19 protein-coding genes are annotated in these 23,432 nt (G+C 39.6%); all 19 read right to left on the bottom strand.

Annotated elements, in window-relative coordinates:
- Positions 1 to 17: 17 nt before the first annotated feature.
- The 19 genes from AC0L7T_RS10240 to AC0L7T_RS10150 all read right to left on the bottom strand — a co-directional run bounded on the left by AC0L7T_RS10240 (position 18) and on the right by AC0L7T_RS10150 (position 23,420).
- Positions 18 to 1,382, bottom strand: coding sequence for a hypothetical protein (locus AC0L7T_RS10240; protein WP_473342492.1), 1,365 nt, complete (start codon positions 1,380 to 1,382; stop codon positions 18 to 20).
- Positions 1,383 to 1,411: 29 nt separating this feature from the next.
- A complete protein-coding gene (locus tag AC0L7T_RS10235; RefSeq protein ID WP_473342489.1) occupies positions 1,412 to 2,500 on the bottom strand; it encodes a dipeptidase in 1,089 nt (362 codons plus the stop codon).
- Positions 2,497 to 2,886 (bottom strand): RidA family protein, encoded by a 390-nt coding sequence (locus AC0L7T_RS10230; protein ID WP_473342487.1) that lies wholly within the window; start codon positions 2,884 to 2,886, stop codon positions 2,497 to 2,499. Before AC0L7T_RS10230 ends, AC0L7T_RS10235 begins: the two co-directional genes overlap by 4 nt.
- Before the next feature lie 31 nt (positions 2,887 to 2,917).
- Positions 2,918 to 3,724, bottom strand: a complete 807-nt coding sequence (locus tag AC0L7T_RS10225) for an SDR family oxidoreductase (protein ID WP_473342485.1) — start codon at positions 3,722 to 3,724, stop codon at positions 2,918 to 2,920.
- Positions 3,717 to 4,493, bottom strand: coding sequence for an SDR family oxidoreductase (locus AC0L7T_RS10220; protein WP_473342483.1), 777 nt, complete (start codon positions 4,491 to 4,493; stop codon positions 3,717 to 3,719). The genes AC0L7T_RS10225 and AC0L7T_RS10220 overlap by 8 nt, the downstream gene beginning before the upstream one ends.
- Positions 4,483 to 5,415 carry a Gfo/Idh/MocA family protein gene (locus AC0L7T_RS10215; protein ID WP_473342482.1) on the bottom strand — a complete coding sequence of 311 codons (933 nt, stop codon included), beginning with the start codon at positions 5,413 to 5,415 and terminating at the stop codon, positions 4,483 to 4,485. Before AC0L7T_RS10215 ends, AC0L7T_RS10220 begins: the two co-directional genes overlap by 11 nt.
- Positions 5,416 to 5,472: 57 nt before the next feature.
- The gene (locus AC0L7T_RS10210; RefSeq protein ID WP_473342480.1) at positions 5,473 to 6,420 is read right to left on the bottom strand and encodes an aldo/keto reductase; all 948 of its coding nucleotides are present in this window, start codon (positions 6,418 to 6,420) and stop codon (positions 5,473 to 5,475) included.
- Complete coding sequence (locus tag AC0L7T_RS10205; RefSeq protein ID WP_473342479.1) at positions 6,417 to 7,226, bottom strand: HpcH/HpaI aldolase family protein; 810 nt, start codon at positions 7,224 to 7,226, stop codon at positions 6,417 to 6,419. The genes AC0L7T_RS10210 and AC0L7T_RS10205 overlap by 4 nt, the downstream gene beginning before the upstream one ends.
- A gap of 519 nt (positions 7,227 to 7,745) precedes the next feature.
- Complete coding sequence (locus tag AC0L7T_RS10200; RefSeq protein ID WP_473342477.1) at positions 7,746 to 9,164, bottom strand: alkyl sulfatase dimerization domain-containing protein; 1,419 nt, start codon at positions 9,162 to 9,164, stop codon at positions 7,746 to 7,748.
- A 164-nt stretch (positions 9,165 to 9,328) separates the two neighbouring features.
- The gene (locus AC0L7T_RS10195) at positions 9,329 to 10,057 is read right to left on the bottom strand and encodes a siderophore-interacting protein (protein ID WP_473342473.1); all 729 of its coding nucleotides are present in this window, start codon (positions 10,055 to 10,057) and stop codon (positions 9,329 to 9,331) included.
- A 110-nt stretch (positions 10,058 to 10,167) separates the two neighbouring features.
- Positions 10,168 to 11,022: an SDR family oxidoreductase gene (locus AC0L7T_RS10190; RefSeq protein ID WP_473342472.1), complete on the bottom strand. Its 855-nt coding sequence runs from the start codon at positions 11,020 to 11,022 to the stop codon at positions 10,168 to 10,170.
- Between the two features lie 143 nt (positions 11,023 to 11,165).
- The gene (locus AC0L7T_RS10185) at positions 11,166 to 11,315 is read right to left on the bottom strand and encodes a helix-turn-helix domain-containing protein (RefSeq protein WP_473342471.1); all 150 of its coding nucleotides are present in this window, start codon (positions 11,313 to 11,315) and stop codon (positions 11,166 to 11,168) included.
- 29 nt (positions 11,316 to 11,344) lie between these two features.
- Positions 11,345 to 12,607 carry an MgtC/SapB family protein gene (locus tag AC0L7T_RS10180; protein ID WP_473342469.1) on the bottom strand — a complete coding sequence of 421 codons (1,263 nt, stop codon included), beginning with the start codon at positions 12,605 to 12,607 and terminating at the stop codon, positions 11,345 to 11,347.
- Positions 12,608 to 12,683: 76 nt separating this feature from the next.
- Complete coding sequence (locus tag AC0L7T_RS10175; RefSeq protein WP_473342468.1) at positions 12,684 to 14,168, bottom strand: mannitol dehydrogenase family protein; 1,485 nt, start codon at positions 14,166 to 14,168, stop codon at positions 12,684 to 12,686.
- A complete protein-coding gene (locus tag AC0L7T_RS10170; RefSeq protein ID WP_473342465.1) occupies positions 14,165 to 15,883 on the bottom strand; it encodes a purine-cytosine permease family protein in 1,719 nt (572 codons plus the stop codon). Before AC0L7T_RS10170 ends, AC0L7T_RS10175 begins: the two co-directional genes overlap by 4 nt.
- A gap of 554 nt (positions 15,884 to 16,437) precedes the next feature.
- A complete protein-coding gene (locus AC0L7T_RS10165; RefSeq protein WP_473342464.1) occupies positions 16,438 to 17,637 on the bottom strand; it encodes a BaiN/RdsA family NAD(P)/FAD-dependent oxidoreductase in 1,200 nt (399 codons plus the stop codon).
- Between the two features lie 108 nt (positions 17,638 to 17,745).
- Positions 17,746 to 18,717: a dihydrodipicolinate synthase family protein gene (locus AC0L7T_RS10160; protein ID WP_473342463.1), complete on the bottom strand. Its 972-nt coding sequence runs from the start codon at positions 18,715 to 18,717 to the stop codon at positions 17,746 to 17,748.
- A complete protein-coding gene (locus tag AC0L7T_RS10155; RefSeq protein WP_473342462.1) occupies positions 18,699 to 21,038 on the bottom strand; it encodes a hypothetical protein in 2,340 nt (779 codons plus the stop codon). Before AC0L7T_RS10155 ends, AC0L7T_RS10160 begins: the two co-directional genes overlap by 19 nt.
- Before the next feature lie 438 nt (positions 21,039 to 21,476).
- Entirely contained in the window at positions 21,477 to 23,420 is a 1,944-nt protein-coding gene (locus AC0L7T_RS10150; protein ID WP_473342461.1) for a sensor histidine kinase, read from the bottom strand.
- Positions 23,421 to 23,432: the final 12 nt, after the last annotated feature.

Raw genomic sequence — 23,432 nt, 5'->3', positions numbered from 1 at the left:
TTATGCTGAACCCAAAATTAAGGATTTTTATCTTTTTGAATCAGTTGGAGCAGCTTTTTTCTAAACAATTCCTCTGCTTCCGGCAAAAGATTGCTAATCCTACACCTCCAGGTTTCATACCCCCCTTTTTCTATTTCATGAGCAGGTGGGACATACCCAACATTGTCATTGGCCAGACTTATGGTGAAATAGGGGCCATTGACTTCCGCTTTAACTTTAAGTCCTGTTTCAGCGAAAAACTCACCAGGCAAAGCACCAATTTTACCCTCCCCTATATGTAAAACCTGCACAGGACTTTCCGCTTCTTCAGGAAATTCATGGAGCAACATTTGTTCCCGGGCATAAAGCTTTCGCCATCCCTCGGTATCTGGCTTCAATTCCTCCAAACCACCAGTAGCCAAAATTGCGCTGGCTGATTCCAGTTCATCCTTACCTGGCATTCTTCGGCCTGCCTTTACAAGGGCAAAACTACTGTTGAGGTAAGGCGCCTGGTTCCACTCCAAATTTTTCAAACCCTCTACCACTTTGTCAGCCAAATCACTGCCAATTTTCTTGCTTTTAGCCAGTTCCCCATCAGGGAATTTCTTTTGTCCGCTAAAATCCCAAATATTGATATCCCCACTGGTACCATTGCTCATCATGCCTACAAATCCAGCTCCCGCATTCAGCTTTTCTCTCAGGGCATTTGAAAATTCCCCGAAATAATCAGCTGAAATGGTTCCATTTTCCCAATCCCCAACGTAATGAAGGGAGTAATTCCCAAGAATAGCTATCCATTGATCATCCAAACCTTTTACCGCCAAAAAGCCCAATTCAGGGTCTGGGGTATTAAGGGGTTTTATGATCTCATCTTCCACTCCAAAAGGGTTGGTTTTCATCAAATCTGCTTTCCCCGTTACAGGATTTATCGAGGTATAGCTGTCTTTCATCCAATACCGGCGACACATCACATACTCAGGAGCATCAGCGGTTCCGAAGGCTAGTTGAGCAGGCATTAATTTGCTTAATGCCTTTTCGACTGCCTCCACTATTAAATTCGGTATGCGTTTCCTGTAAGCCAAATCAGCAGGGACCATATGTACATCTTCCACTGCTCCCGAAGCATGGGTATGGGTAGCTGAAATCAGTACCTGTTCGGGGGGAATCCCAAATTTATCTTGGATGATTGCCTTGGTACCATCCAGCAATTCTTTACCCAAAATGCAAATATCCACAACCACCAATACCAAAGTAGTTGCCTCATTTTTCAGCACCAAAGCTTTGGCATGCAAGGGGTCGTGCACTTTCTGTGCATAATGCGTGACAAAGTCACCATTAATAATGGTACCTAAAGGGGGAGTAGTAACTACACTGGCCGCACCAGCCTGAAAATTATCTGACATTGTTGGAGTAAATTATTTAATGTAAAAAGTTAACTAGCAGGTAAAGCATTTCTCATAAATCGAAGAAAGTTGCCATGGAATATATTGTCAATGTCTTCCGATGAATAACCTCTTCTGTCTAATATCTCTTCATACTTTTGAAGGTCTGCTATGGAATTAAGGTCCCAGGGAGATTGCTCGGTACCAAATATTCCATCCAAATCACTGCCTATACCGATGTGCTCACTGTTCCCTGCCAATTGACAAATATGGTCCCAATGGTCTACCAGATGCTCCAGTTTAATGTCTAACTGCCAAGGATCTGAAATGGTGTCAATAAACCGAATATCCATGGCCCAACAGTCTAGCATTCCACCAATGACAGCCCCACGTTTCACAAGGTTTTTGATCTGTTCATCGGTCAGTTGGCGCTGATTCGGAACAATTTTACGCACATTGTGATGGCTGGCCCAAATGGGTCCAGAATACAAATCCATGGCCTGCTCAAATCCCTGATCAGTAAGGTGGGTTACATCTAAAATCATTTGATATTGCTCCATTTTTTGTAGCAACTCCTTACCTAAATGGGTTATCGGTCCCTCAGATTTTGTGCCTGGGGCATATCTTCCCGGACCAAAATGAGAGAGGCCTAAAGCCCTTAATCCGTAAGCATGAGCCCTATCAAGATAATCAGGGGATACCAAAGAATCGCCACCTTCAAGGTGCAATAGATAACCAATCGGCTTCTTCTCATCTGGAATGGAATCATCTTCCCATAAATCCACCATCTGATCCAGGTCCTTTCGGCTCAATATCTGCTTCATTTCTCCCTGAGCCTCCATTTCACGGTACCATGCCAACTGAGCCTGTGTCATTGCCCAGGCCTGTTGGGGTGAATTCCAACCTGAAAGGGCAGAATCGGGCGGAGAATACCGGGCCAATTGCGTGGCCACCACTATCCCGATATTACCTTTTCTAAGCTCAGGTAAACAAACGGTTCCCCGGCCTCTATCGGGTTTGTCAGGCATGTGCATTTCTGATTGCCTGATTTCCGAAAGTGGTCTACTCAAATCTCTGTTCCACTCAATGGCATTCATAGACAAGTCTAAATGCGCATCCAGAATCAGTCGTTTACTCATTTCGAGGTGGGTATTTTGGCGATGCAGTCTATTTCCACCTTAAGGTTTTCCGCCAACACAGATTGAACTGTGATACGGGCAGGCTTGGTGTTTTTGAAGAAGCTGGCATACACTTTATTGTAACGATCAAATTCAGAGATATCTGACAAATGAACGGTACACTTTACTACATTGTCCATTGTGCCTCCGGCAGCTTCTATGATTGCTTTTATATTGTCCAGGGTTCTTTGCGTCTCCTCTTCAATGGTTCCCAGCTTAAACTCAGAGGTTTCGAAATCCACTGATGCCTGTCCTGAAACGAATAAAAACCCATCCGTTAATATAGCGTCTGAATAAGCCCCTGTATCAAAACTTAAATCTCTTTTAGGGTGTACTATCTTTTTCATTTTGATCTTTTTTAATTGTTTAAATATTTTTTTACCAGGCAGTCCATCCACCATCCACTACCAGGTTATGACCTGTAATATAACTGGAAGCATCAGAGAGTAAAAAACAAACTGCACCCGCCACTTCCGGGGCAACTCCTACCCTTCTTAAATAGGTTTTTTGTTCCAATCGTTTTATAAATTCCGGGTGATCTTGCTGGACCTTGCTATTGGGAAATGGACCTGGAGAAATGCTATTGCACCTGATATTTTTAGGCCCGTAATGCATGCCCAAATATTTGGCCATCTGTATTATTCCAGCTTTCCCTACCCCGTATTCTATCGGGTTTGGCATCATCGGAAATTGATAAATATGCTCATCAGGAGCTTGCATTCCATACATGCTGCCAAATAACAAAATGCTTCCCGATTCCTTTTCTGCCATTATGGCTCCCACCGCTTTGGCAAGTACAAAGGTAGCTGTGAGCCCGGAATGATTTACCTCATCAAAGTCCATCGCTTCTATGGCTTCAAATGACTTCCCACTAGCGGCATAGGCCATATTTACCAAGCCATCGGGTACGCCTAATTTTTCTTTATTTTCGTTGACAAATTCAGGTATGTCATCCGTATTCGAGAGATCAAAACTTGCCGTCATTAACAAACTGCCAAGCTTGGCTTCTTTTTCAAATGCCATGGCCTTGTCTTCTCTATCAATACACAAAACCTTGGCTCCCTGAGCACACAGCAGGCGCACAACTTCCTGACCCAGGTATCCTGCTCCACCTACCACCCAAATGATTTTCCGTTCTAGAGAAAACGGGGACTTTATTGCGGAGCTGGAATTTGAATCAGGCATTTAAACCTCCATCCATCAAGATGTTTTCACCATTGATATAGGCCCCTGCATCAGAAGCAAGCAATACGGCTAATCCCTTGATGTCATCATTATTGGCCATCCGCTTCATAGGTACTTTTTTGTTGTAATTTTCAACAAATTGCTCGGGCTGGTTATTAAACAATCCACCAGGGGAGATACAGTTAAATCGAATATTTTTACCTGCATTCATCTTGGCCATAAAGCGAGTAAGATTGATTAATCCAGCATTGTGGAAGAAATAATCAGGTGGCAAATCCCCCATACTGGTACCATCGTAATTGGACAAATCGGGTCCTTTCATTCCCATCATAGAGCTGATGTTGATCACTGCTCCACCTCCGCTACCTATAATCAAGTCTGACATGGACTTTAACAAATCCCACATTCCTGTCGCATTTACCCGCATGGATTCATCAAAATCTGCCAAAGGTGCATTGTACCCTTTCATTGGCCTGGAAACGGCATTGTTAACAAAGACATGCAATTTCCCAAACCTCTCTTGTAGGCTTTTGGTAAAGCGACTAACTGACTCAGTATCCCCTTGATCCACTTCCATGGGATGCACATCTAGCCCTTTCTCACGAAATAAAGCCGCTGTCTTTTCTGCCGACTGTAAATCTCTGGAAGTAGTTATAACGGTCCCTCCTGCTTCGGCCAAACCTTCAACCAAGCATTTACCATATAGACCGGAACCTCCAGTGACTACGATTATTTTTCCTTTTAAGCTAAGTAATTCTTTAACGTCCATGTTTTTCTAAATTAACAACCTTTCCCCCATTTTCAAAACTTTCTTTGGCGCCAATCACTACCTGCATGATGGCCGCTGTTTTAGCAAATTCCAAATAGGGCTTTTCATCCCTAAGGGCATCAATAAATACTATGAGATTGTCCCTAAACATAGAATAGGAGTTTTGAATATCAGCGATTTTCCATCCCTTTTCCCCAAAAAAGCTGAGTTGAAAAGTCCCACAAATATCCTTGAATAGATGTACAGTTGCTTTTATTCCATTTTCAAAAGTTACCAATACAATGTCCTCATCAACCTCTCCAATATGCTGAACCTTTACTGGTTTCGGGTCATCCAGGGTGCTGAAAAGTGCTTCCAAAAGATGTACGCCATACTTTTTCCAGTCCTTTTTCCCTACAGCAGTGACCAAATGAATTTTTCCCAACGATTTAATCCCTGTTTTCACAGTCCGACATTCCTGCGAATAACGCATAGAGGAACAGGACATAAAAACTTTCCCTAAATGGTGTTGTTGAATAAAATAATCAAGATCCTCCTGCGAATAGACCAATGGCTTGTCAATAAAAAGTGGCACGCCCGCATCCAGAAAAGGCTTGGCCATTCCCACATGGTTTTCGGGATCATCTCTACCCAGGATGACTGCATCCACCTCCCCAATCATGTCCTCAAGTTCATCCACAACAAAAGGAATCCCAGCATTTTTAGCAATGCTCTTGCTAACCTCAGCATTCTGGCTCCATACATGACTTACCGATGCCCCTGGGATACCCAGTGTATCTAAATTGGCTTGGAGGTAGTCTGCCACAGCTGGGTAACCAATGGCACTAATAAGCTCGCCATCAAATGTTCCATTTATGATTGAAGACCAGGAATAAGGATGGGCATTTCCCGGACTCATTCCTATCATTCCTATTTTTAACATGTTTGTTTTGTTTGAAGATAAATATGTTTGAAAATTTTATCGCTTTTACATTATATACTAAAGCCAACCCATCCTATCCCAATAAGGGATATTGATAAATTCCGGGTCTGGAAATGGAATGGCACCGGCAATTAATTTCTTGCTTAAGGCTGGCCGATTGGCTGTTTCCAGCGCCTTTTCCAAATAAAGTGGTTTGTCTATACCCACCAACACAGAAGATATGTTAGGTTGGTCAAGAACAAATCTTGTTGCATATTCGGGCAAAGTTAGGCCTTCTTTAGCCGCAAGCACAGCATATTTGGCAATGTGTTTCTCAATTTCAGCCAAAGGTTCTTTTAGGTTTTTGCCTCGGTCGCTAAGCATTCCTCGAAGCAAAACCGAACGGACCACCATGCCTACTCCCTTTTTAGCTCCCAAATCGAAAATACTGTCTTGGCGCTGATCCAGTAGATTAAAAGGCAATTGAATTACTTCCCATAAGCCTGAATTGATAGCCATCTCCGACTCCTCCACAGTGTAAGTAGAAGCACCTATCGCCTTGGATAGTCCTTCCTTTTTAATGTCCTCAAAGGTTCGTGAAATTGTGTCATTATTTAAAATCTCCAGATCTGCCTGATGCAACATCAATACATCCACTTCTGCCATTCTCAAGGCTTTCAAACTTCCTTCCAGAGATTCCCTGATCATCTTGACCAATTCCGTTCCTTTTGGCAAATTCCCTGATGCATCTCTTAAATGCTGACATTTGGTGCAGATGACTACCTCATTACGGCGATGAGCAAATGCTTTGCCGATTAATTCTTCACTTTTCCCATACATTCTCGCCGTATCGAAAAAATTTACGCCAGAATCCAGTGCTTGGAGCAACAACTCAATTGCTTCATTTTCCTGAAGCATGTCTTTTTCAGAGGTTATGCCTGGACCATAGGGCAAACCTATTTCCACACCTCCAAAAGCTATTTGAGAAACTTCTATTCCAGTATTACCTAAAACCTTATGGTTCATTTTTTACCAGCGTAATAGTCCTTGTCCTTGCCCTCTTCTTCCGGCCCATTTTGGAAACCAGTCACCAGGTCACTGCAATATTTCGTCAATGTCAAAACATCTGCACCAATACTCATAAACTGGTAGCCCATATTTTGGTATTCAGCGACTTTTGTTAATGGTCCTGTAGTGCCTGCAAATTTCCCGTATTTCCTGGCCACTTCTACCACTTTTTGCCTTGCTTCCTGGATTTTGGGATGATCCATATCTCCAGGTGCTCCTATGGCCTGACTGAAATCACCTGGACCAAAAAACAACATGTCAAAACCATCTAATTGTGCGATAGCTTCTATCTCTTCCAAAGGTTCCGGATCTTCTATCTGGAAGATAACGAAACGCTGTTGGTTGGCATCTCTCAGGTAGTCTTTGAAATTACCAGCTGCGTAGCCTCCATCCGCATTTCCGCCATCAATGGCTCTTTTGCCAATGGGGTGAAAACGCGTCATTTCGATTACCTTCTTAGCATCCGCCAGGTTCATAATATGAGGCACCATAATCCCACTGGCATCAAGTTCCAGTGGTTTCACATAATCGCTATAGCTACCTCTTGGCACTCTCACCAAAGTGTCTTTCCCTTGGGATTTGGCTGCCCAAATCTGGGAGGCCAAAATGGACCAATCCTGACCGATGTGCTCTTGATCCAGCCACAAACAATCAAAACCTGCCTGCGCAGCAATTTCTACAATGCGTGCATCTGCCAGGTTTACTTTAAAAGAACAAACGTTTTCTCCGGCCCTTAACTTTTTTAGTACCAGGCTTTCTCTCATTTTTATAGTCATATCCGTTTTTTGCTTGATCAAATATAACACAGGACTCTTAGAGACACTATTACTTTTATCTTAAATAATGGTACTATTTTTCGGAATCAGTAGCCAGACCAATTAAGGAAAATTCAGGGGAGAATAGAGCGAGTAGTGTTACTTCTTGCTGGTCTATGGTTTTTACAGCTACTCTGAATTATTTTAAGATTGCCAAAGATTTCAAAAAATTCTTTGATTCAATGGCTCATCAAAAACAGTATAATTTTGGAAAGGAGATTTCCGTTGCATTTTTTAAACCATTGAACCGGTATCAGTTATGGATGATTCAAAAAAATCCCACAGTTAAAACTGTGGGATTTTAGTTTCACTTGTGCAGTTAAAATTTCTATTCCTAATGGCTCATTTTTTACATTTGAAACCATCTTTTATATACGGTTCAAATTTCACTACCTAAAAATTTCAAGCCTAACCTAAAAACACGAAAGGTTAGGAACTGAAATTAATTTTAAAAATGTTGCTTTTTGGTTACAAATCCTTCTCCATTTCTAAGGCATATGAAAGGTAATAGTTTCTAGCAGGGGCATTTATTTGTTGGTCAGCTAAAACCCTTAAAAGGCTTATTTTAACCTCTTTAACTTCCTTCTTTTTAAAATCAGTTTGCAGCAAAAAATCCGCTAATTGTAGCCCCCATTGATAATTGGCCTCTTGAAATGCCTTGTTTAACTGTGCAAACATCTTTTCCTCTCCTCCTGCCAATGCGATAAATTGTTTCGCTTCTTCAATATTTGTCAAAGGATAAAGATTCGTAGGGTTTCCGTCAAACCAACCTACATAGTGTGCAAATATAGAACGAACTCCCCAGGGAACGGATCCATAAAACTCCTGCAAATTGGGTTGATCCACTAAAGAATCTGGTAGCTTAACCCTATCAACAGTTTCTTGAATGGTATACCCCTGATTCATGGCATCTATTGTTTGCTGATAGACACTTAAGATAGCTGAGGAATAGTTGGTTAGATTTTTATGGATGGACTCTTTTCCGGAAAGTGGACGGGTATGACCTGGTACAAGAGAAGCCACTGGAAAAGTACTCATTCTTTGTATGGATTCACCCCACGATTTTACATCCCGGTATTGGGAACCACGAATTGCATAAAGATTAGGGAAGGATTTGTAGTAATTGTCACCAGTGAACAATGTCTCTAAACCCGGCACCCACACAAAAAGCGCGTCATTGGTCTCTCCATCGGCAGCATACAATTCAAAATCTATCCCTGCAAGATTTAGGTAGGAAGAATCTTGAATCATGACATTTGGCTCAATATAACCTTCACCAACCCTGTCTTTGGAAGTATTTCCGGGACCTACTCCTCTATTAATAACCACTTCAGCAGGCAAGTCCCTACCAAATTGCCTTCCATTTCGTCGCTTTAGTACAGCCTCTACAGGGGAATTTACTTCCAATTCTTCCTTAAATCCTTCTCTGGCAATTATTTTCACTTCTTTGCTATTGCCAATAAAAGCAGAAGCTCCGCCAGTATGGTCCTCGTGACCATGGGTGTAAATTATTGCTTTAACCGGTTTATCTGTTATTTTTCTAAACCGTTCAGCTACCTTTTCAGCAGCCCCCAAAGCCCGAAGAGCATCTATAATCACTACGCCATCTTTTCCAATAACCATGGAGGTATTGGAGCCATCGAAGCCAACAGCCACATATACATTCTCATTCACCTGAATAATTTCAGGTATGAATTCAGAAGACTGTTTTTTTAATTTCTCAATATTCGAATGCGACTGCTCCTGAATTGTGTTTTCTTCAGGAGAATGTTGACAAGACTGTATAAAAATGAGCCCCACAAAAAGCACCATTCCCATAATTATTTGCTGATATCCTTTACCACCAGCAGATGGTGTAGACAAACTTTGATTTTTAATCGTTTTCATTGTAGTATTTTTTTTAACCCAATACTTATAATAGCATGTCTATAAGAAAATTTAGGTTGAATTTTTCAAAAATTAAAATTGCTTTTTATAACTTTTTTTCCTACTGGATTGGTGGAAAGGATTTCAAGAGCTGTTCATTGTAATCTACCACCTGGGAGGTAATCTTATTCAAGACCTTTTTTGTCTGGATTCCAAAAAGGTTTGGTTTTAATTTGTTTGGTTTCCCATTTCAATTCCTTTCTAAAATACTGGTTTAATTGTACACATATTCTACTATCGCCTGCGATATAGACCATTTTTTTACCTGACATCTTAGCAACGCTTTCTCTTACCATTTCCATAATTTCTTCTTTAGGATTTGGAGCCATCTCATAAAAATCAAAAGGTTTTGTTCCGGCTATATCCGGGAACAATTCATTTTTATTTTGGCTATAAATTATACTTTCTACTTTCTTTTCTTTTGGAAGATTTCTATTGATCGTATACAAATGGGACAAAGCAGACAAGTCTCCTATCATCAGGTAACTGTCAGCAGTAATATCTACTAAAAAATTACCTTTTTTCCACTTATAATAAACCTTGTCACCTGTTTTACATTCTTTTGCCCAAACGGCCCCAATTCCATTGCTGTGGGTGGCTATGGCAATGTCTATATATCCCTGCGATTTGTTTATGTCCCAAACAGTATAGCTTCTAATTTTATCTTTCAATGAAACTTCTTCTTTGTCAATACCGATGCCCAAACGTAAAAAATAGCCTGGAATAAAATCTGCGGACGCAATTCCTTCGGATTTTAAACGGATTTTATACGCTACTTCTGAAAGTTTGGTCTTCTCAATTATAAGTGCTTCTTGTAGTACTATTTTTTTTAAGATACTTTCAATAATTCCCATTATACCGATTTTAAAACTTGCTCGAATTTTTTACTGTTTAACCCTAATTACTTCCAGAAAAGGCAATAGTCATCTTATATCCCTAAAGAATTTAATAAAAGTTACAGCCATTATTTTATGGAGGCCTTTAATTCTTCAATCATTGCTAAAGGGGCTTTGTGCGGTCTACCAGTAGCTTTCTCAAAATCCGATCGCACATTGTTCGCGCCCATTTGAATCCCTTCATAAATACCAGCGATAACAGTTCCTATAAAATCACCCAAAGCCTCTTTTCTTTCTTTTTGATATGCCTCCACCGACACTGGATAATAAGCAAGGTTGGTACCGTAAACTTTATTAATAATGTCGGCTAATTCTGTCTGTGAAATTGGGTTCCCTGCAAGGTTGTAAATCTTGCCATTGTGTTTTTCATGCAATAGCATTTGTGCGTAAGCCTGGCTCAATTCTCCTCTGCTGGTATAAGCACATTTCCCCTCTCCTGCGCAATTCCTAATTCCACCTTCTTCAATATAATGGCTGATGTACTCAAGATCTGGCTCGATATAAATACCATTCCTACCGATTACCCATTGAAGGCCGGAAGCCTGTACATCTTTTTCAGTTTGCCTGTTACTCGCTACTATTGGACTAAACGCAGTATTTTTTTCATCCCCTATTATACTTGTATATACAATTTTTTTAGTACCATTTAACTTTGCTGCCTCAATTACATTTCTATGTTGCTGGATTCTTTTTTGAGGCTCATCCATACCAGAAACCAGTAACACCACGTCAATTCCTTTTAATGCATTGTCAAGTTGTTCCCGATTGTTGTAATCACCCTTTCTAATTTCAACTCCAAGGTGTTCCGCTTTTTCTGGTGTTCTGGCAATTCCTATAACCTGGTCTTTTCCAATTTCTTTTACCAATTGTTTTACAATGGAGGCACCCAATTTCCCACTTGCTGATGTTACGGCTATTTTCATAATGTGTTTAATTTTTGTGCTTGCAGTCACAGTTGGTGATTGCCACCACTTGACTCATTTTATTTAATCAAAGGTCGTTATATCCCTTTGGTATTTAAAGGTAAATGCGCTACTAAAAATGGTAAATGTGGGAATAAAAGTCTTTAAAGACTGGGTTTATATTCCTTTGGACTGTGTTCGGTATGCTTTTTAAAAAACTTGGTAAAGTTGGTTACCTCATCAAACCCAGATTCAAAAGCAATTTCTTTTATACTTTGATTGGTATTAAGTAGAAATACAATTGCAATTTTCAATAGAGGAAATCAAATCAATTACTACTTTCTCAGACAAAAAAAGCAGCAGCCAAAGCGGCAATAACAATCAGTAAAACTCCGGGTAAAATATCTTTCTTCAGTACTTTATGAGCGGTAGACAAGACAATTGTTGCTTTTACCAATGTATTGGAAACGGCCGCCAAGGAAATTGCTCTAATAGCAACACTTGGTTCCACAGTTCCTGAGACCTGACTCATTTCTGCCATTGAGAGAGTAATTGCATCCACATCTGTGAATCCTGCAGCAATTGCTGACAAATAAATTCCCTTGTCACCAAAATTAATCTGAGCGATATTCGCAATAACGATAACAGCCGCATATAGCCCTCCAAAAACAAGCGATTTCTTCAAGGAAAAAGGTTTTTTTACCGCAACATTCTCAGCTATGGCTTCATGTTTTCCATCTTTCATGTATAGCAACCAACAATACAGTCCTCCGGCAAGTGCTGCTGCAGTCATTGGTATCCACATGTCTACGATCAAATTTGAATTTACAACAGCTACTTCAACAAGTATACGTAGAAACATTGTAATCCAGGAAACGGTTATTGCAATGGCAAATGCTTTGGATAATGTTGGACGACCTTTACTTTGAGAAGAAAAAGACAAAGTTACTGCTGTACTTGAAACCAAGCCACCAATGAAACCAGTTAAAACAATTGCTTTGCGATTTGTGATCAGTTTTTTCAAAAAATAACCAACCATTCCTAAGGCTGTCACCAACACCACCATCAGCCATATATTTCTTAGGATCAAAACATCAAATGGGGCTGGAAGTGTTGGTTCATCCGGAAGTATTGGAAGTACAATTGCAGTCATAAGGCCAAATTTGGCTAAACTGACAATTTCCTCTCGGGTAAGCATTTTACTAAACTTATGAAGCTTTACTTTAAAAGACAGTAAAACCAAAACAATTATACCCAAGGCTGAAGCAAGTTCTATTTGGCCATAATAGCACATAATGCCTATTATAACAGTAAGCAAACCGGCTACTTCAGTGGTCATACCAAAGTCCCTCTTTTTAACAGTCCCCATGTAGGCAACGACTAAAAATGCGCCTGCAATAACTATAGGAAGGGCAAACCCCCAAGGTGAATTCATCAATTCGCCTAACATTGCAGCTGAACAACCTGTTAGCGCAAGTAAAGGAAAGGTACGAATCCCGCCAAAAAGGAATTGCTGCGCTTCATCGGATTTTTTAAATTCCCTTTCCAGCCCAATTAATAAGCCAATCGCCAATGCCACTCCAAAATGATAAAATATTTCACTCATAAATAATCCTATAAACTCGCTTTAAATAAATTTATGACCTGTCCTCGCCCAAAATCTATTGCCTTCTTATCGCTCATTAAATCATGGTTTGCATTTGCTTTTTGATGCTTCCCTCCTTATAGATTTTCTGAACGAATTCAGTATACAATTTTGTGAAACGCTCATTTTGATCAAGATCACCAAAAAGAGATTTTTGTTTTATAAAAGCCAGCGTATCCATTTTGGTTTTCCTGGCTATTTGTTGCAGTTCGGCACCCAAAGCATCGATTATTTCAATCGGCTGTCCATTTTTATCAATTCCTTTGTCGCTATAATAGCACCAGGCAGCAATTATCAGGGTTGCGTATTGAATACTTCCACCTGAATCCAAATTTTCTTGAAGCGTAGCAATCAGAAATTTCGGCAATTTGGCAGAGCTTTCAGAACAAATTCGGCTAACGCTGTCCTTAATATTAGGATTGGCAAAACGCACCATCAAACTGTCCTTGTAAGCATTTAAATCAATTCCTTCCAATTCATCTAGTGTTGGAGTAGCTTCCTCATCCATGAATGCCCTTAAATAGGTAACGAACGTTTGGTCTTCCATACAGGCATTAATCGTTGGATGTCCATGAATAGCTCCCAAAATTCCCAAAACAGAATGACCCGCATTTAGGAGGCGAAGTTTCATCTTCTCGTAAGGTTTTACATCCGAAACAAATTGCACCCCTACTTTTTCAAATTCAGGTCGTCCATTTGAAAAATTATCTTCCACTACCCATTGAATAAATGGTTCACAAGTTACTGGCCATTCATCTTTAAATCCAAAGGTTTTCTCTAAATAATCAATATCAGATTGAGTGGTAACTGGCGTTATTCGATCAACCATGCTGTTAGGGAAACGTACTTCTTTTTCAATCCAGTTGGCCAATTCTTCATTTTGTCTTTTAGCAAACGATAGCAACATGTTGCGGGCAACATCACCGTTGTGCTGAATATTATCACATGACATAATGGTGAATGCAGGTAGGCCAGCATCACGACGCTTTTTCAGCGCAGCCGTTAAAAATCCATAAATGGTTTTAGGACTGCCAGGATGTTTTAATTCATGTTGGATATCAGGATTCTCAAAGTCAAATTCTCCAGTTGAAGGATTAAAATTATACCCTCCCTCCGTAATCGTAAGCGAAACAATTTTAGTATCTGGATGGGCCATTCGTTCAATAACAGGCTCAGGGCTTTCAACACCCAGTTGAAAATCGATTATTGATCCCATAATTTGGAGTTCAATTTTTCCATCAGGATGTTTAATAATTAGGGTATATAATCCCTCTTGCTTATTAAGAACATCATGTATTTTTTGGTCGCCTTTTCGTAAACCAATTCCGCAAATGGCCCATTCCTTGACATTGAATTTTTCCAGTAACCTATTGGTATAATATGCCTGATGGGCCCTATGAAAACCTCCAACGCCAATATGCACCATGCCTACCGTTAGCTCATTCCTAGGGTAGGTAGGGCAAGGAATTTGCTTGGCTATAATAGTTAGGTTGTTTTGATTAAGTGCTATATTGTTTTTCATTTCAATTTTGTTTTTTTTTGTTTTCCACGGAGCAAAGCCCAATAGGTTACAACGAAATAAAGTACCGTACAAATGAATGCGTATCGATAAAACACTTCTCTATTTGCCAAATAAAGGCTTTCATCCACACTACCGAATAAAACATTACTTGCCAAAACCATAGTTATGAGTAGTGCAATTATACCTGTGACTCTTAGTAAAATGGAGAAAATCGAATTATCTGTGGTATGGGGTACTTCTAATTTTGATTTTTGCTTCTGAAATGTCTCTATATTTTCGTTGCGTAATTTTTCTTTTAGCTCAGCCTCAGAATATTTTTGTTTGGCTCCATAGCGGCCTGCCAGGAAGGTATATACCAGGATTGTAAAAACCCAAGTGGGCACAAATAAATAAAAGAAGGACATTATATTAAGTGCATTTAGTCCAAAACCAAACACTAAGCCCAAGCCCCAGGAAGCTACTGCCGGTGTACTGAAGGCCAATTGTTGATAGGACAACCAATAACGGGTATATCCTATTCGGGGGAAGATTTGATGTTCTGCAAACACGATGGCACCTACCGGAACAACCAATAAACCTGCATAGGTCAATAGTGGAAGTATTTGTGAAAAAACGAAAGGAAAACATGCGATAACTATGGTTACCAAACCGACCACTATGGTAGTTTTCTTTCGAGAATGGTTAAAGAAAATAGCCTGGGCAGCCAAACCTGCCCTATAAAGATTGGTTATGGCGGTGGTCCATCCTGCTACAATTACGATTACAAATCCAGACCAACCAAGCGCATAGTAAGCCACATCTCCAGGATCAAGTTCCACTATTGATTTTCCTAATATCACGGCAGCTCCTGCGCCCATAATACCTGCGGCAATCCAGGCAACGTAATGACCAAACATCATCCCTGTACTTGTAGCCAATCCATAAGACTTCTTCTTTGCGAAACGTAGTAAGGCCATATCAATTAGCCCAAAATGGGTAATGGTATTGGCCGCCCAGGCAAAACCTATTACTTCAACCAATCCAATCCCAGGTTCTCCGTTACTATCAAATCCGGTCCATATTGATTGATTTCCCAAGGTTATAAAATCATCCCATCCAGCGGGTAAGGTCTTGCCCAAAACGTCAAGACTTAATGCAGGTAAAAGCACCATTGCACCGCTCGTAAACATCACGAACAACCAGGGAGCGCAGATACTAGAAAATTCTGAAACAGCATTGAACCCATATAGGGCAATAGCAACCACAACTATTCCAACCGCAAAAACAATCAAAACAAACCAGGCATTAGTAGGATACCAGTTGAGTTGGGCCGGTATGTCAAAAGCAAACCGAACCGCTGTCGCTGATACCGTAATCATGGCAGCAGAAATAACCGAAAAGATGATAACATTCGCCCAATTGTAGAGCTTGGTCATCGAATCACCTGCGATTTTATTGAGATAAGTATAAAGACTTAGTCTTGTATCCACCGCAATGGGCGAAGTAATAAATGTCCAGCTGAGAACAGCCAAAACATTACCAATCAATAGGCCCAGTACAATATCCAATGTTTTAGCACCTAATGCTACAAAGGTGGCTCCTATAACGAACTCGGTTGCGGCGACATGCTCAGCAGCGTATAATCCAGCAAAATGGGGCCAGTTATGAAGTTTATTTTTGGCAACTGGTAATTGTTCTTCGTCTATGGCTTCAAACTCTTGAAAATTGTCGGTCATGCGTGTATTTTGGGTTGGGTCTCAATTGTTATTTAAATATGATTGTAATCCACCGCAACTATGCATTTTTGTATGGTAAGAAAATGACATTTTAAGCCTCTTGCAAAATACTTATCAGGATTCGTGCAACACATTTATCTGATGCTCCTCCATCCTATAATATTTCATGAAAAAATCCTCCATTATAAGATTCATGAAGCTCAGTATAAAACAGATTCTAAATTGTATCAGCATTCTTTCCAACCAATGAAAGCTTATTCCTACACTTATATAGCGCCATCCTTTCCATTCTACTTATTGTATATGTAATATATAAAAGACTTTGGATATATAATAACGCTGTCCATAGGCAAAGCAAGGTAACCATTTCCTGATTTTCAGCAATATCAAGTAGCTAAGCGTTTACAATTTTCTTACCTGTATGGATATCTTTGAACCTAAGTATTAAATTTAAATGGATGGTTACATTTTCTCATGGCAATCCTCAAAAATTACTGGAACTTGAAATTGGGAAGCACCTTTCAAATTAATGATTAATCCCAACGGTATGCTTCTTAGTCCGCTCCATCCTCCAAGCCATTCAAGTATTTCGCTAAAACAAATCCCATACTAAAACAGCCCTGCAATAAATAGCCACCTGTAGGAGCATACCAATCTAGCATTTCACCTATTGCATATGAATTGGGTATTTTTATAAGCTTAAAATGCTCATCTAGCTCATCCAAGGCAATGCCACCGATGGTAGAAATGGCTTCATCCAATTCTCCAGCGGATTTGATAATTAATGGAATCGATTTGATGGTAGGCATAAGCAGCTCAGGACTTGAGAAAATATTTTTGTCGCAGAATTGCTTTAAAAGGCCAATAGAAGTGCGATCCAGATTTAAATCTTTACTTAAAATATCTGTCACTTTAGACCGTCTAGAACGTTTGTATTTAGCCTTCAACTGATCTATCGTCATAGTAGGCTTCAAGTCCAAGTGGATAACAACATTTTCTCCTTCAATTAGTTTTTCTTGAATGCTTCGGCTTAAGGCGTAAATGGCATTCCCCTCAAGCCCAAATTTGGAAATATTTAACTCCCCTTTAGAAAATTGACCCTGGAAAGTCAAAGCGATGTTTTTCAAAGGCTTTCCTACGTGAGTAGCAATAAAATTCTCATTCCAGTCAACTTCGAAAGCACAATTGGCTGCGTGTAATGCCTGTACCTTAACATCTCGCTTTTCAAAGTGATTTTTCCAGTTCCCATCAGAGCCAGTAACTTTCCAGCTTGCTCCTCCTAAAGCAAATACAACAATATCAGCCTCAATGTCTTCAGTATCTTCAAAACACAATTGTCCATCCTTATTCCAACCCTCCCACTTGGTGTCTAGCTGAAATGCTATTTCCTTGGCTGATATAATAGCAGTAATTTTATTAAGGACCTCAATAGGTTTTATTCCCATTTCAGGAAAAACCCGATTACTGGAACCAATGAACGTTGGGATTTTATGCTTGTTAAGCCAACTTATCAGGTCCTGATTGCTGAACTGCCGAAGGACAGGAGCCATAAATTCTCTTGGAAAATATTGATTTGTGAGGGCTTCTAAGGTAGCATTGTAAGTCAGGTTCAAGCCTCCTTCACCAGCCACCAGAAATTTTCTACCCACTGTCTTTTTCTTATCAAAAAGGGTCACTTTATATTTTTTTGTGTCTAGCTCTGCTGCGAGTATAAGTGCGGCAGGACCTCCGCCAATAATTATTATCTTCTTCATCTAAAAAAAACAAGTGATTCTTTAACCCAGATCATGCAATAAAATTTTCTGACCATTCTCAGCCCACCCTGATCTTTATTCAGGAGAAGAAATGAAACACCAAGAAAATCAGGGTTTATTTGACCTTTGGATTTTCAATTCGTTTTCAATGCGCAAAATACGATCAATATGTTTGTCTGCCAATTTTTGATGTAGGACATCAAAGGGAAGAATGGGATTTCGCACATTTGCTGTGGTGTAAATACCCTGCCGGTAAAGCAGGCGTTTAAAAAAATGTATGGAGATGTCCAGGTGTTGATTGGAGAAGGCCAGGACAGGAATGATCTTCTCAAAAAGGGCTTCAGCATTCTCAGATTTTCCTTCCTCAAAAAGACGGTAGATGGTGGTGTAAATATAATGCATGCCTGTTGGCATAAATGCATGAACCCCACGGTGCAGTCCTTCCATCATTTGAGATACAGCCCAACCCCCACTGACATTCAATTTCCCTTTTGTCAATTCCAAAATCCGTGAATATTTGGGACCTGCCGGAACAGTTTCAATTTTCAAACACCGGAAGGCGTCCACCTTTTCGAATAGCTCACAAATTAGCTCATCCGACAAGCCATATCCTGTAGCATTCCAATCTTGAAGCATGATCATTTCTGGATCAAGCTCAGCCAATTCCATAAAATGATTTCTAAACTGATTTTCATTAACAAATGGAATTTGAAACAGGATATTTTTACAACCTAGGTTAAGATAGGATTTTAAAAGTGCTTTGCTTTTAGATAAGTCCTGTTCCCCAGCACCACCGATAACAGGTATTTTGCCCTCTACAGTTTCCAAAACCATAGCCAAGATCTTCTGTCGTTCTATATGGGATAATTTATACACTTCCGCGGCCATGGCAGGCACCAATATACCTGCAACACCTGCCTTTAAGGCCTCAAGTACATTTACTTTTAAAGCATCAAAGTCAATGGAATCCTCTTTGGTAAAGGGGGTATTGAGCACCGTAACAATCCCCTTTAATGAGTAAAGTTCTTTCCCAACTGGTGATTTGCTATTCGATTGCAAATTTATTGTTTGATCAGCCATACATCGGTAACACGTGATTGCTTTCTCCAATTCAGATGCTCTTCATCCGGTTTATCAAAACTTATTTTTAATTTACCCTCCTTGATCAATTCTTTGGAAAGGGGAAATTCTTTAAACTCCTCAAAGCCTTTATCATATTTTGTAGGTTCCAGCAATTGACCGTTGGCCCTTAAAAGTGCTTCACCAAAACCGGAAACCCTGATCATATAATTGGCATTTGGGTCCAAACCATTGTATGCTAGGGTTGGAGTAAACTGGAACAGTTGGGTAGACAATCTTTTTCTGCTGCGCCCCTCATTCTCCCATAAAAAGTCAATGGCATCATCTGTTTTGGAAGTAACATGTTTGGCATCAGCACTGGACACATTGTCATAAAAGCTACCTTCCCCAGGAAATTCATAGGTGCTTATGAATCCCAATCGGGCTAATTTTTCTGCTTCAGAATCAAATGCCTTAATTTTATTGAACTCATCTTCCAACCACCACCTGTTGTTTAAGGGGTAGTCAATAAAATCCAAGACGGCACCTCTCTCAGCACTCCTTGCCTGATATTTATCCACGCTGGTCTGCGCACCAATGGATTGAAATAGCTTTTCACCATAGACAAAAACCTTCTTTTTCAGGTCTTGTGAGACCATTTCAGAATCCGCTTTATCAAGATGATGCAAGGCTTCCTCCATGGCTTTGTCCGCTCCAATGGAGTTGGCGTTTGCCAGTATTTCATAAGCTTCCACTTCCAGCCCTTTTTCGAAGGCAAGCCTATCCTGAATATAGGCATCGTAATAGGCCCGCATCAGCAATTGCTGCCATCTCCAATTATCTACCAATTGGGGATTATTTTCTTCCAACCTTTTCCATAAGGCCAGGCTTTCTTTGATTGAGGTATTTTCCAGGACAGGACCATCCCAATTCTTTTCCAAGGCGAATATGCCTTGAGTTACTTCTACTGCTACTTCCGGGCCAAAGTAAAATTGAGAATATTCAAGGACAATTTCTTGGGGATCTTTACCAGCATCCCAACCCAATTGGCTCCAAATCGCCTTATTAACATCGTCGTGGGAACCGTCAGAATAGGTGATAAAACCATCAGTATATTTTGAATCCCTGTTGAAAAGCTCAGTATACATTAGAGGTTGTGGGTTGCAAGGCTCTCTACCTAAAGTCAAAGCAAATGCCTGGTCCCAGTTATCTACCGGATATTGACACCTTACCGTATGGGTAATGTCTGGATAAAACCGGTGCAGGTATTTTTCAGGCAATAACTTTCTCTCTAATTCAATGGGAGGACTACTAGGCCCATAAACCAATCCTCTGAGCCAATCAGGATTATTTTGTTCTAAGTATTCGAAAAAATAATCAACTTTTTCTTTATTAAACCCCTGCAAAGAAACCCAAATACCTGCATCCGGATGATATTTTTTTAATATTGCAGACAAATCGTTTAGATAGGGTATTAATTGGGCCGGATGGTTTTCTCCTGGGTCACCACCAGGAACAAACACCCCATCTAATCGAGGACATTTGGCATAAAATGCTTCTTGCTCTTCAAGCCCCTGCAGGTGGGCATTTTTTACAGTCAGATCATGAGGTGCTGGAGTCCATACCCAATAATCAGCATCGTATTTTTCGCAAATTCTGCTAAGTTCCACTTCCATGATCTGCGGATCAATCTTAAAATGGGGACTCGAATTTGCTTCTTGAAAAGGAATATTCTCAAAACTATTGGCACCAAAAAGTACCTGTTCTCTAAAATGTTGATCGAATTGATCTACCGTCCAGGCATCCCAGGAATTGGCAGTATTTCGATAGCCAAACTGATGACCACGAAGGGCATATTCTGGCGCTTCAGAAAAATCAATGTTAGAATCAATGGAAATATTTCCTTTGCTCATTTTGGCCGTTCTTAGCAACTTTCCAATACAATAAAGAATCCCTCTCGCATCTGCTCCAACGATCCATAACGTATTTTTCCCGTCATTAGACGCATGGTAAATGCGGTATCCTTCTTTTTTTAACTCCTGAGCATCTTCAGCACTTTTAAAAGGTAGCTCCTTTCCAAACAATTGTTTATCACTCGAAAGGGCGAGGGCAATGGTGATATTGGCATCCCAATTGTTGTTTTTCTCCAGGGAAATCCCCGTGCGTTTTTCAATTTCTTCAATAAGAACAGTTGCTGAAGTTTCTTGCATGGTTGATTTAATATTGGGCGATATTAAAACCTTTGCAGAAGAAAGGTTCAGGTCTTTTGACCCTTCAGTTGCACAGGAGGTTAATGTACCTGCAACCATAAATAGCAGCCAAATAGCTCGTCTTATTTCCATCTTTTTTAACCATTTAATTTATTGAATTGGGTAGTTTAAGCTCCCCCGTAGTTTTTCTCATACCAGGGTTCTACAAAAACCTATTAGACCCCAATATTTAATACTCTAGTTTAATCGAATCCTACCAATGTGGCAAGCTGAAAAAGATAGTAACGTTGCAAAAAAACAGTCTTTAGTAAATATTTAACCTTAGGCCCTGAAACGGGTAACATTCCTACTATTGTGCAATGAAGCGGGTGGTGACTAAATAGAAATGAAACCATTATGGCCGCAGGGATCCTTTTATATCAAGAATACCTCGCAATTATAATCTATTGGCTAGCAGATGAGACTTTATTCCCGACTTCAAATTGTGGTCAAATTGATGTTTTGGGATTGGTGCCATTACTGGGTATTAGATTTACTTTGGGAGATAGGGGAGAAAAGGAAATAGTTGGTTCAAATCAAATTTTTGAGTATGGTAAAATAGAAGGTACTCCCTTCATTTTCTTTAGAATCTACCCATATCTCTCCTCCGTGCATATTCACTATTTTTTCACAATGCGCCAGACCAATGCCAGTTCCTTCATAATTACTACGCTTATTTAGCCTTTTAAAAATGGCGAAAACATTGCGTTTGTCTTTTTCTGCAATTCCAATTCCATTGTCTTTTACAGAGAATTTGTAGTATTCAGGATCATCATGTTCCGCAATATGAATTTCTGGATTGACTCCTTCTTTTTGAAATTTTATTGCATTGCCTATTAAATTTTGCAACAAAAGACGAAACTCCATCCTATAGCCATCTATTACCGGAAGCTTATCAAAAGAAATCGAAGTATTTTTTGTTTCTAATGTAGCCCCAAGGTCTTGAATTATTTCGCGAATTATTTCATTGGTATCAACAGTTTCTAACTCTTTTTTTCTACCTATCCTTGAGAAGTCCAACAGGCCTTTAATCAATTCGCTCATTCTATCTGTAGCCTCTACCATAAAGTTTAGGGACAATTGAGCATCTTCATCTAATTTATTATAGTATTCTTCATGTAAAAGTTCAATTAGGGTTCTTACTGTTCTCAAAGGCTCTTGTAGATCATGTGAAGCTATATAAGTGAATTGTTCAAGCTCCTTGTTCTTCATTTCAAGATCCCCATATTGCACAGCCAATAAGGTATGTTTGGTAATATCTTGCCGGATAGTGAGGAATTGATAAATTTCACCTTGTTCATTTTTAAAGGGAACAATTGCCGTATTTACCCAATAAAATTTACCGTCCTTGGTTTTATTCTTAATTCCACCAATCCAGATCTCACCCCCAATAACTTTTTTCCATAATTCGGCGAAAAACTCTTGCGAATGGTAGCCAGAATTAAAAATCCTATGTGTCTTTCCAATAAGCTCTTCTCGATCATAATTGGACACTTCACAGAATTTATCATTTACAGATAGGATGGTTCCATTTACATCTGAGATATCAACCAGAGAACTACTGTCCAAGGCATCTTTGTACTGTCTTATTTCATCAATCGAGGCATGTAAGGCTCTTTCATACTTAGCTTTTTCATCCTCTACAGTATTCAATTGTATTGAAATCGTGAAAATATTGCTCAATGATCCGATAATAGCTATAATGGAATAAACAATAAACCCAGCATTAACAGCTACCATTTTTTCATTTACCAAATATAAAAACAAAAGGCCAAATACAATAGTCCCCATAAGCATAGTAGGCACGGCCTTTTTTACCACCTTGCTTCCTTCATAGTTGCCAAAAAGCAAGGTATTGATTGTTTTATTTATGTTATTCAGAAATAAAAATCCTGAGAACCAGAATAAAATTATAGAGGAATGAATTGGTATGGGTATTAAAAAACCAGAATCTCTCCCTGGAAGATTTAGTACATAGGAAATAACCGAAACAAAATTCAAAAGTAATATTACAAATAAAACATATTGGGTAATTTTATTTATTTTTTTTGAACTTGATTCCATTCCCCAAATAGAAAGGGCTAATAATAAGAAACAAAATGCCGTTCCGAGAGACATCCTCCCTTGGAAATTTAATAAGTCCTTTTCATTTATAATGGAAGTGCCAATACTACTTATATCCCTCCAAAAATATTGGCAAATAGTAAGTAGGGCTATGATCATAACAACAATGATAGTGGCCCTGGACAGCATTAAAAAACGACTTGATTTCCTTTGTGAAGCCAACACTCCCAAACTCAATAGGAAGAAACAAACAGCAGTAGCAAAATCCATTGGTGGTACAACTGGCACCCAATTCAATGTCGAATATTTACCGAATAACCATAAACCAATGATAATTGAACTGATCATCAATGTTAATAAGCCAATAATCTTAATATTCTTTGACTTCCTGGCCTTAAATTCTGATGTCATCACAATCAATTT

The organism is Cyclobacterium sp. 10D3-21 (assembly GCF_055809755.1).
The sequence above is the reverse complement of the archived record's forward strand: the minus strand, read 5'-3'. Positions and strand labels throughout refer to the sequence as shown.

Bases quoted from the DNA above. Each gene is read 5' to 3' on its own strand.
- AC0L7T_RS10240 (WP_473342492.1), bottom strand. From the start codon at position 1,382: ATGTCAGATAATTTTCAGGCTGGTGCGGCCAGTGTAGTTACTACTCCC.
- AC0L7T_RS10235 (WP_473342489.1), bottom strand. From the start codon at position 2,500: ATGAGTAAACGACTGATTCTGGATGCGCATTTAGACTTGTCTATGAAT.
- AC0L7T_RS10230 (WP_473342487.1), bottom strand. From the start codon at position 2,886: ATGAAAAAGATAGTACACCCTAAAAGAGATTTAAGTTTTGATACAGGG.
- AC0L7T_RS10225 (WP_473342485.1), bottom strand. From the start codon at position 3,724: ATGCCTGATTCAAATTCCAGCTCCGCAATAAAGTCCCCGTTTTCTCTA.
- AC0L7T_RS10220 (WP_473342483.1), bottom strand. From the start codon at position 4,493: ATGGACGTTAAAGAATTACTTAGCTTAAAAGGAAAAATAATCGTAGTC.
- AC0L7T_RS10215 (WP_473342482.1), bottom strand. From the start codon at position 5,415: ATGTTAAAAATAGGAATGATAGGAATGAGTCCGGGAAATGCCCATCCT.
- AC0L7T_RS10210 (WP_473342480.1), bottom strand. From the start codon at position 6,420: ATGAACCATAAGGTTTTAGGTAATACTGGAATAGAAGTTTCTCAAATA.
- AC0L7T_RS10205 (WP_473342479.1), bottom strand. From the start codon at position 7,226: ATGAGAGAAAGCCTGGTACTAAAAAAGTTAAGGGCCGGAGAAAACGTT.
- AC0L7T_RS10200 (WP_473342477.1), bottom strand. From the start codon at position 9,164: ATGAAAACGATTAAAAATCAAAGTTTGTCTACACCATCTGCTGGTGGT.
- AC0L7T_RS10195 (WP_473342473.1), bottom strand. From the start codon at position 10,057: ATGGGAATTATTGAAAGTATCTTAAAAAAAATAGTACTACAAGAAGCA.
- AC0L7T_RS10190 (WP_473342472.1), bottom strand. From the start codon at position 11,022: ATGAAAATAGCCGTAACATCAGCAAGTGGGAAATTGGGTGCCTCCATT.
- AC0L7T_RS10180 (WP_473342469.1), bottom strand. From the start codon at position 12,607: ATGAGTGAAATATTTTATCATTTTGGAGTGGCATTGGCGATTGGCTTA.
- AC0L7T_RS10175 (WP_473342468.1), bottom strand. From the start codon at position 14,168: ATGAAAAACAATATAGCACTTAATCAAAACAACCTAACTATTATAGCC.
- AC0L7T_RS10170 (WP_473342465.1), bottom strand. From the start codon at position 15,883: ATGACCGACAATTTTCAAGAGTTTGAAGCCATAGACGAAGAACAATTA.
- AC0L7T_RS10165 (WP_473342464.1), bottom strand. From the start codon at position 17,637: ATGAAGAAGATAATAATTATTGGCGGAGGTCCTGCCGCACTTATACTC.
- AC0L7T_RS10160 (WP_473342463.1), bottom strand. From the start codon at position 18,717: ATGGCTGATCAAACAATAAATTTGCAATCGAATAGCAAATCACCAGTT.
- AC0L7T_RS10155 (WP_473342462.1), bottom strand. From the start codon at position 21,038: ATGGAAATAAGACGAGCTATTTGGCTGCTATTTATGGTTGCAGGTACA.
- AC0L7T_RS10150 (WP_473342461.1), bottom strand. From the start codon at position 23,420: ATGACATCAGAATTTAAGGCCAGGAAGTCAAAGAATATTAAGATTATT.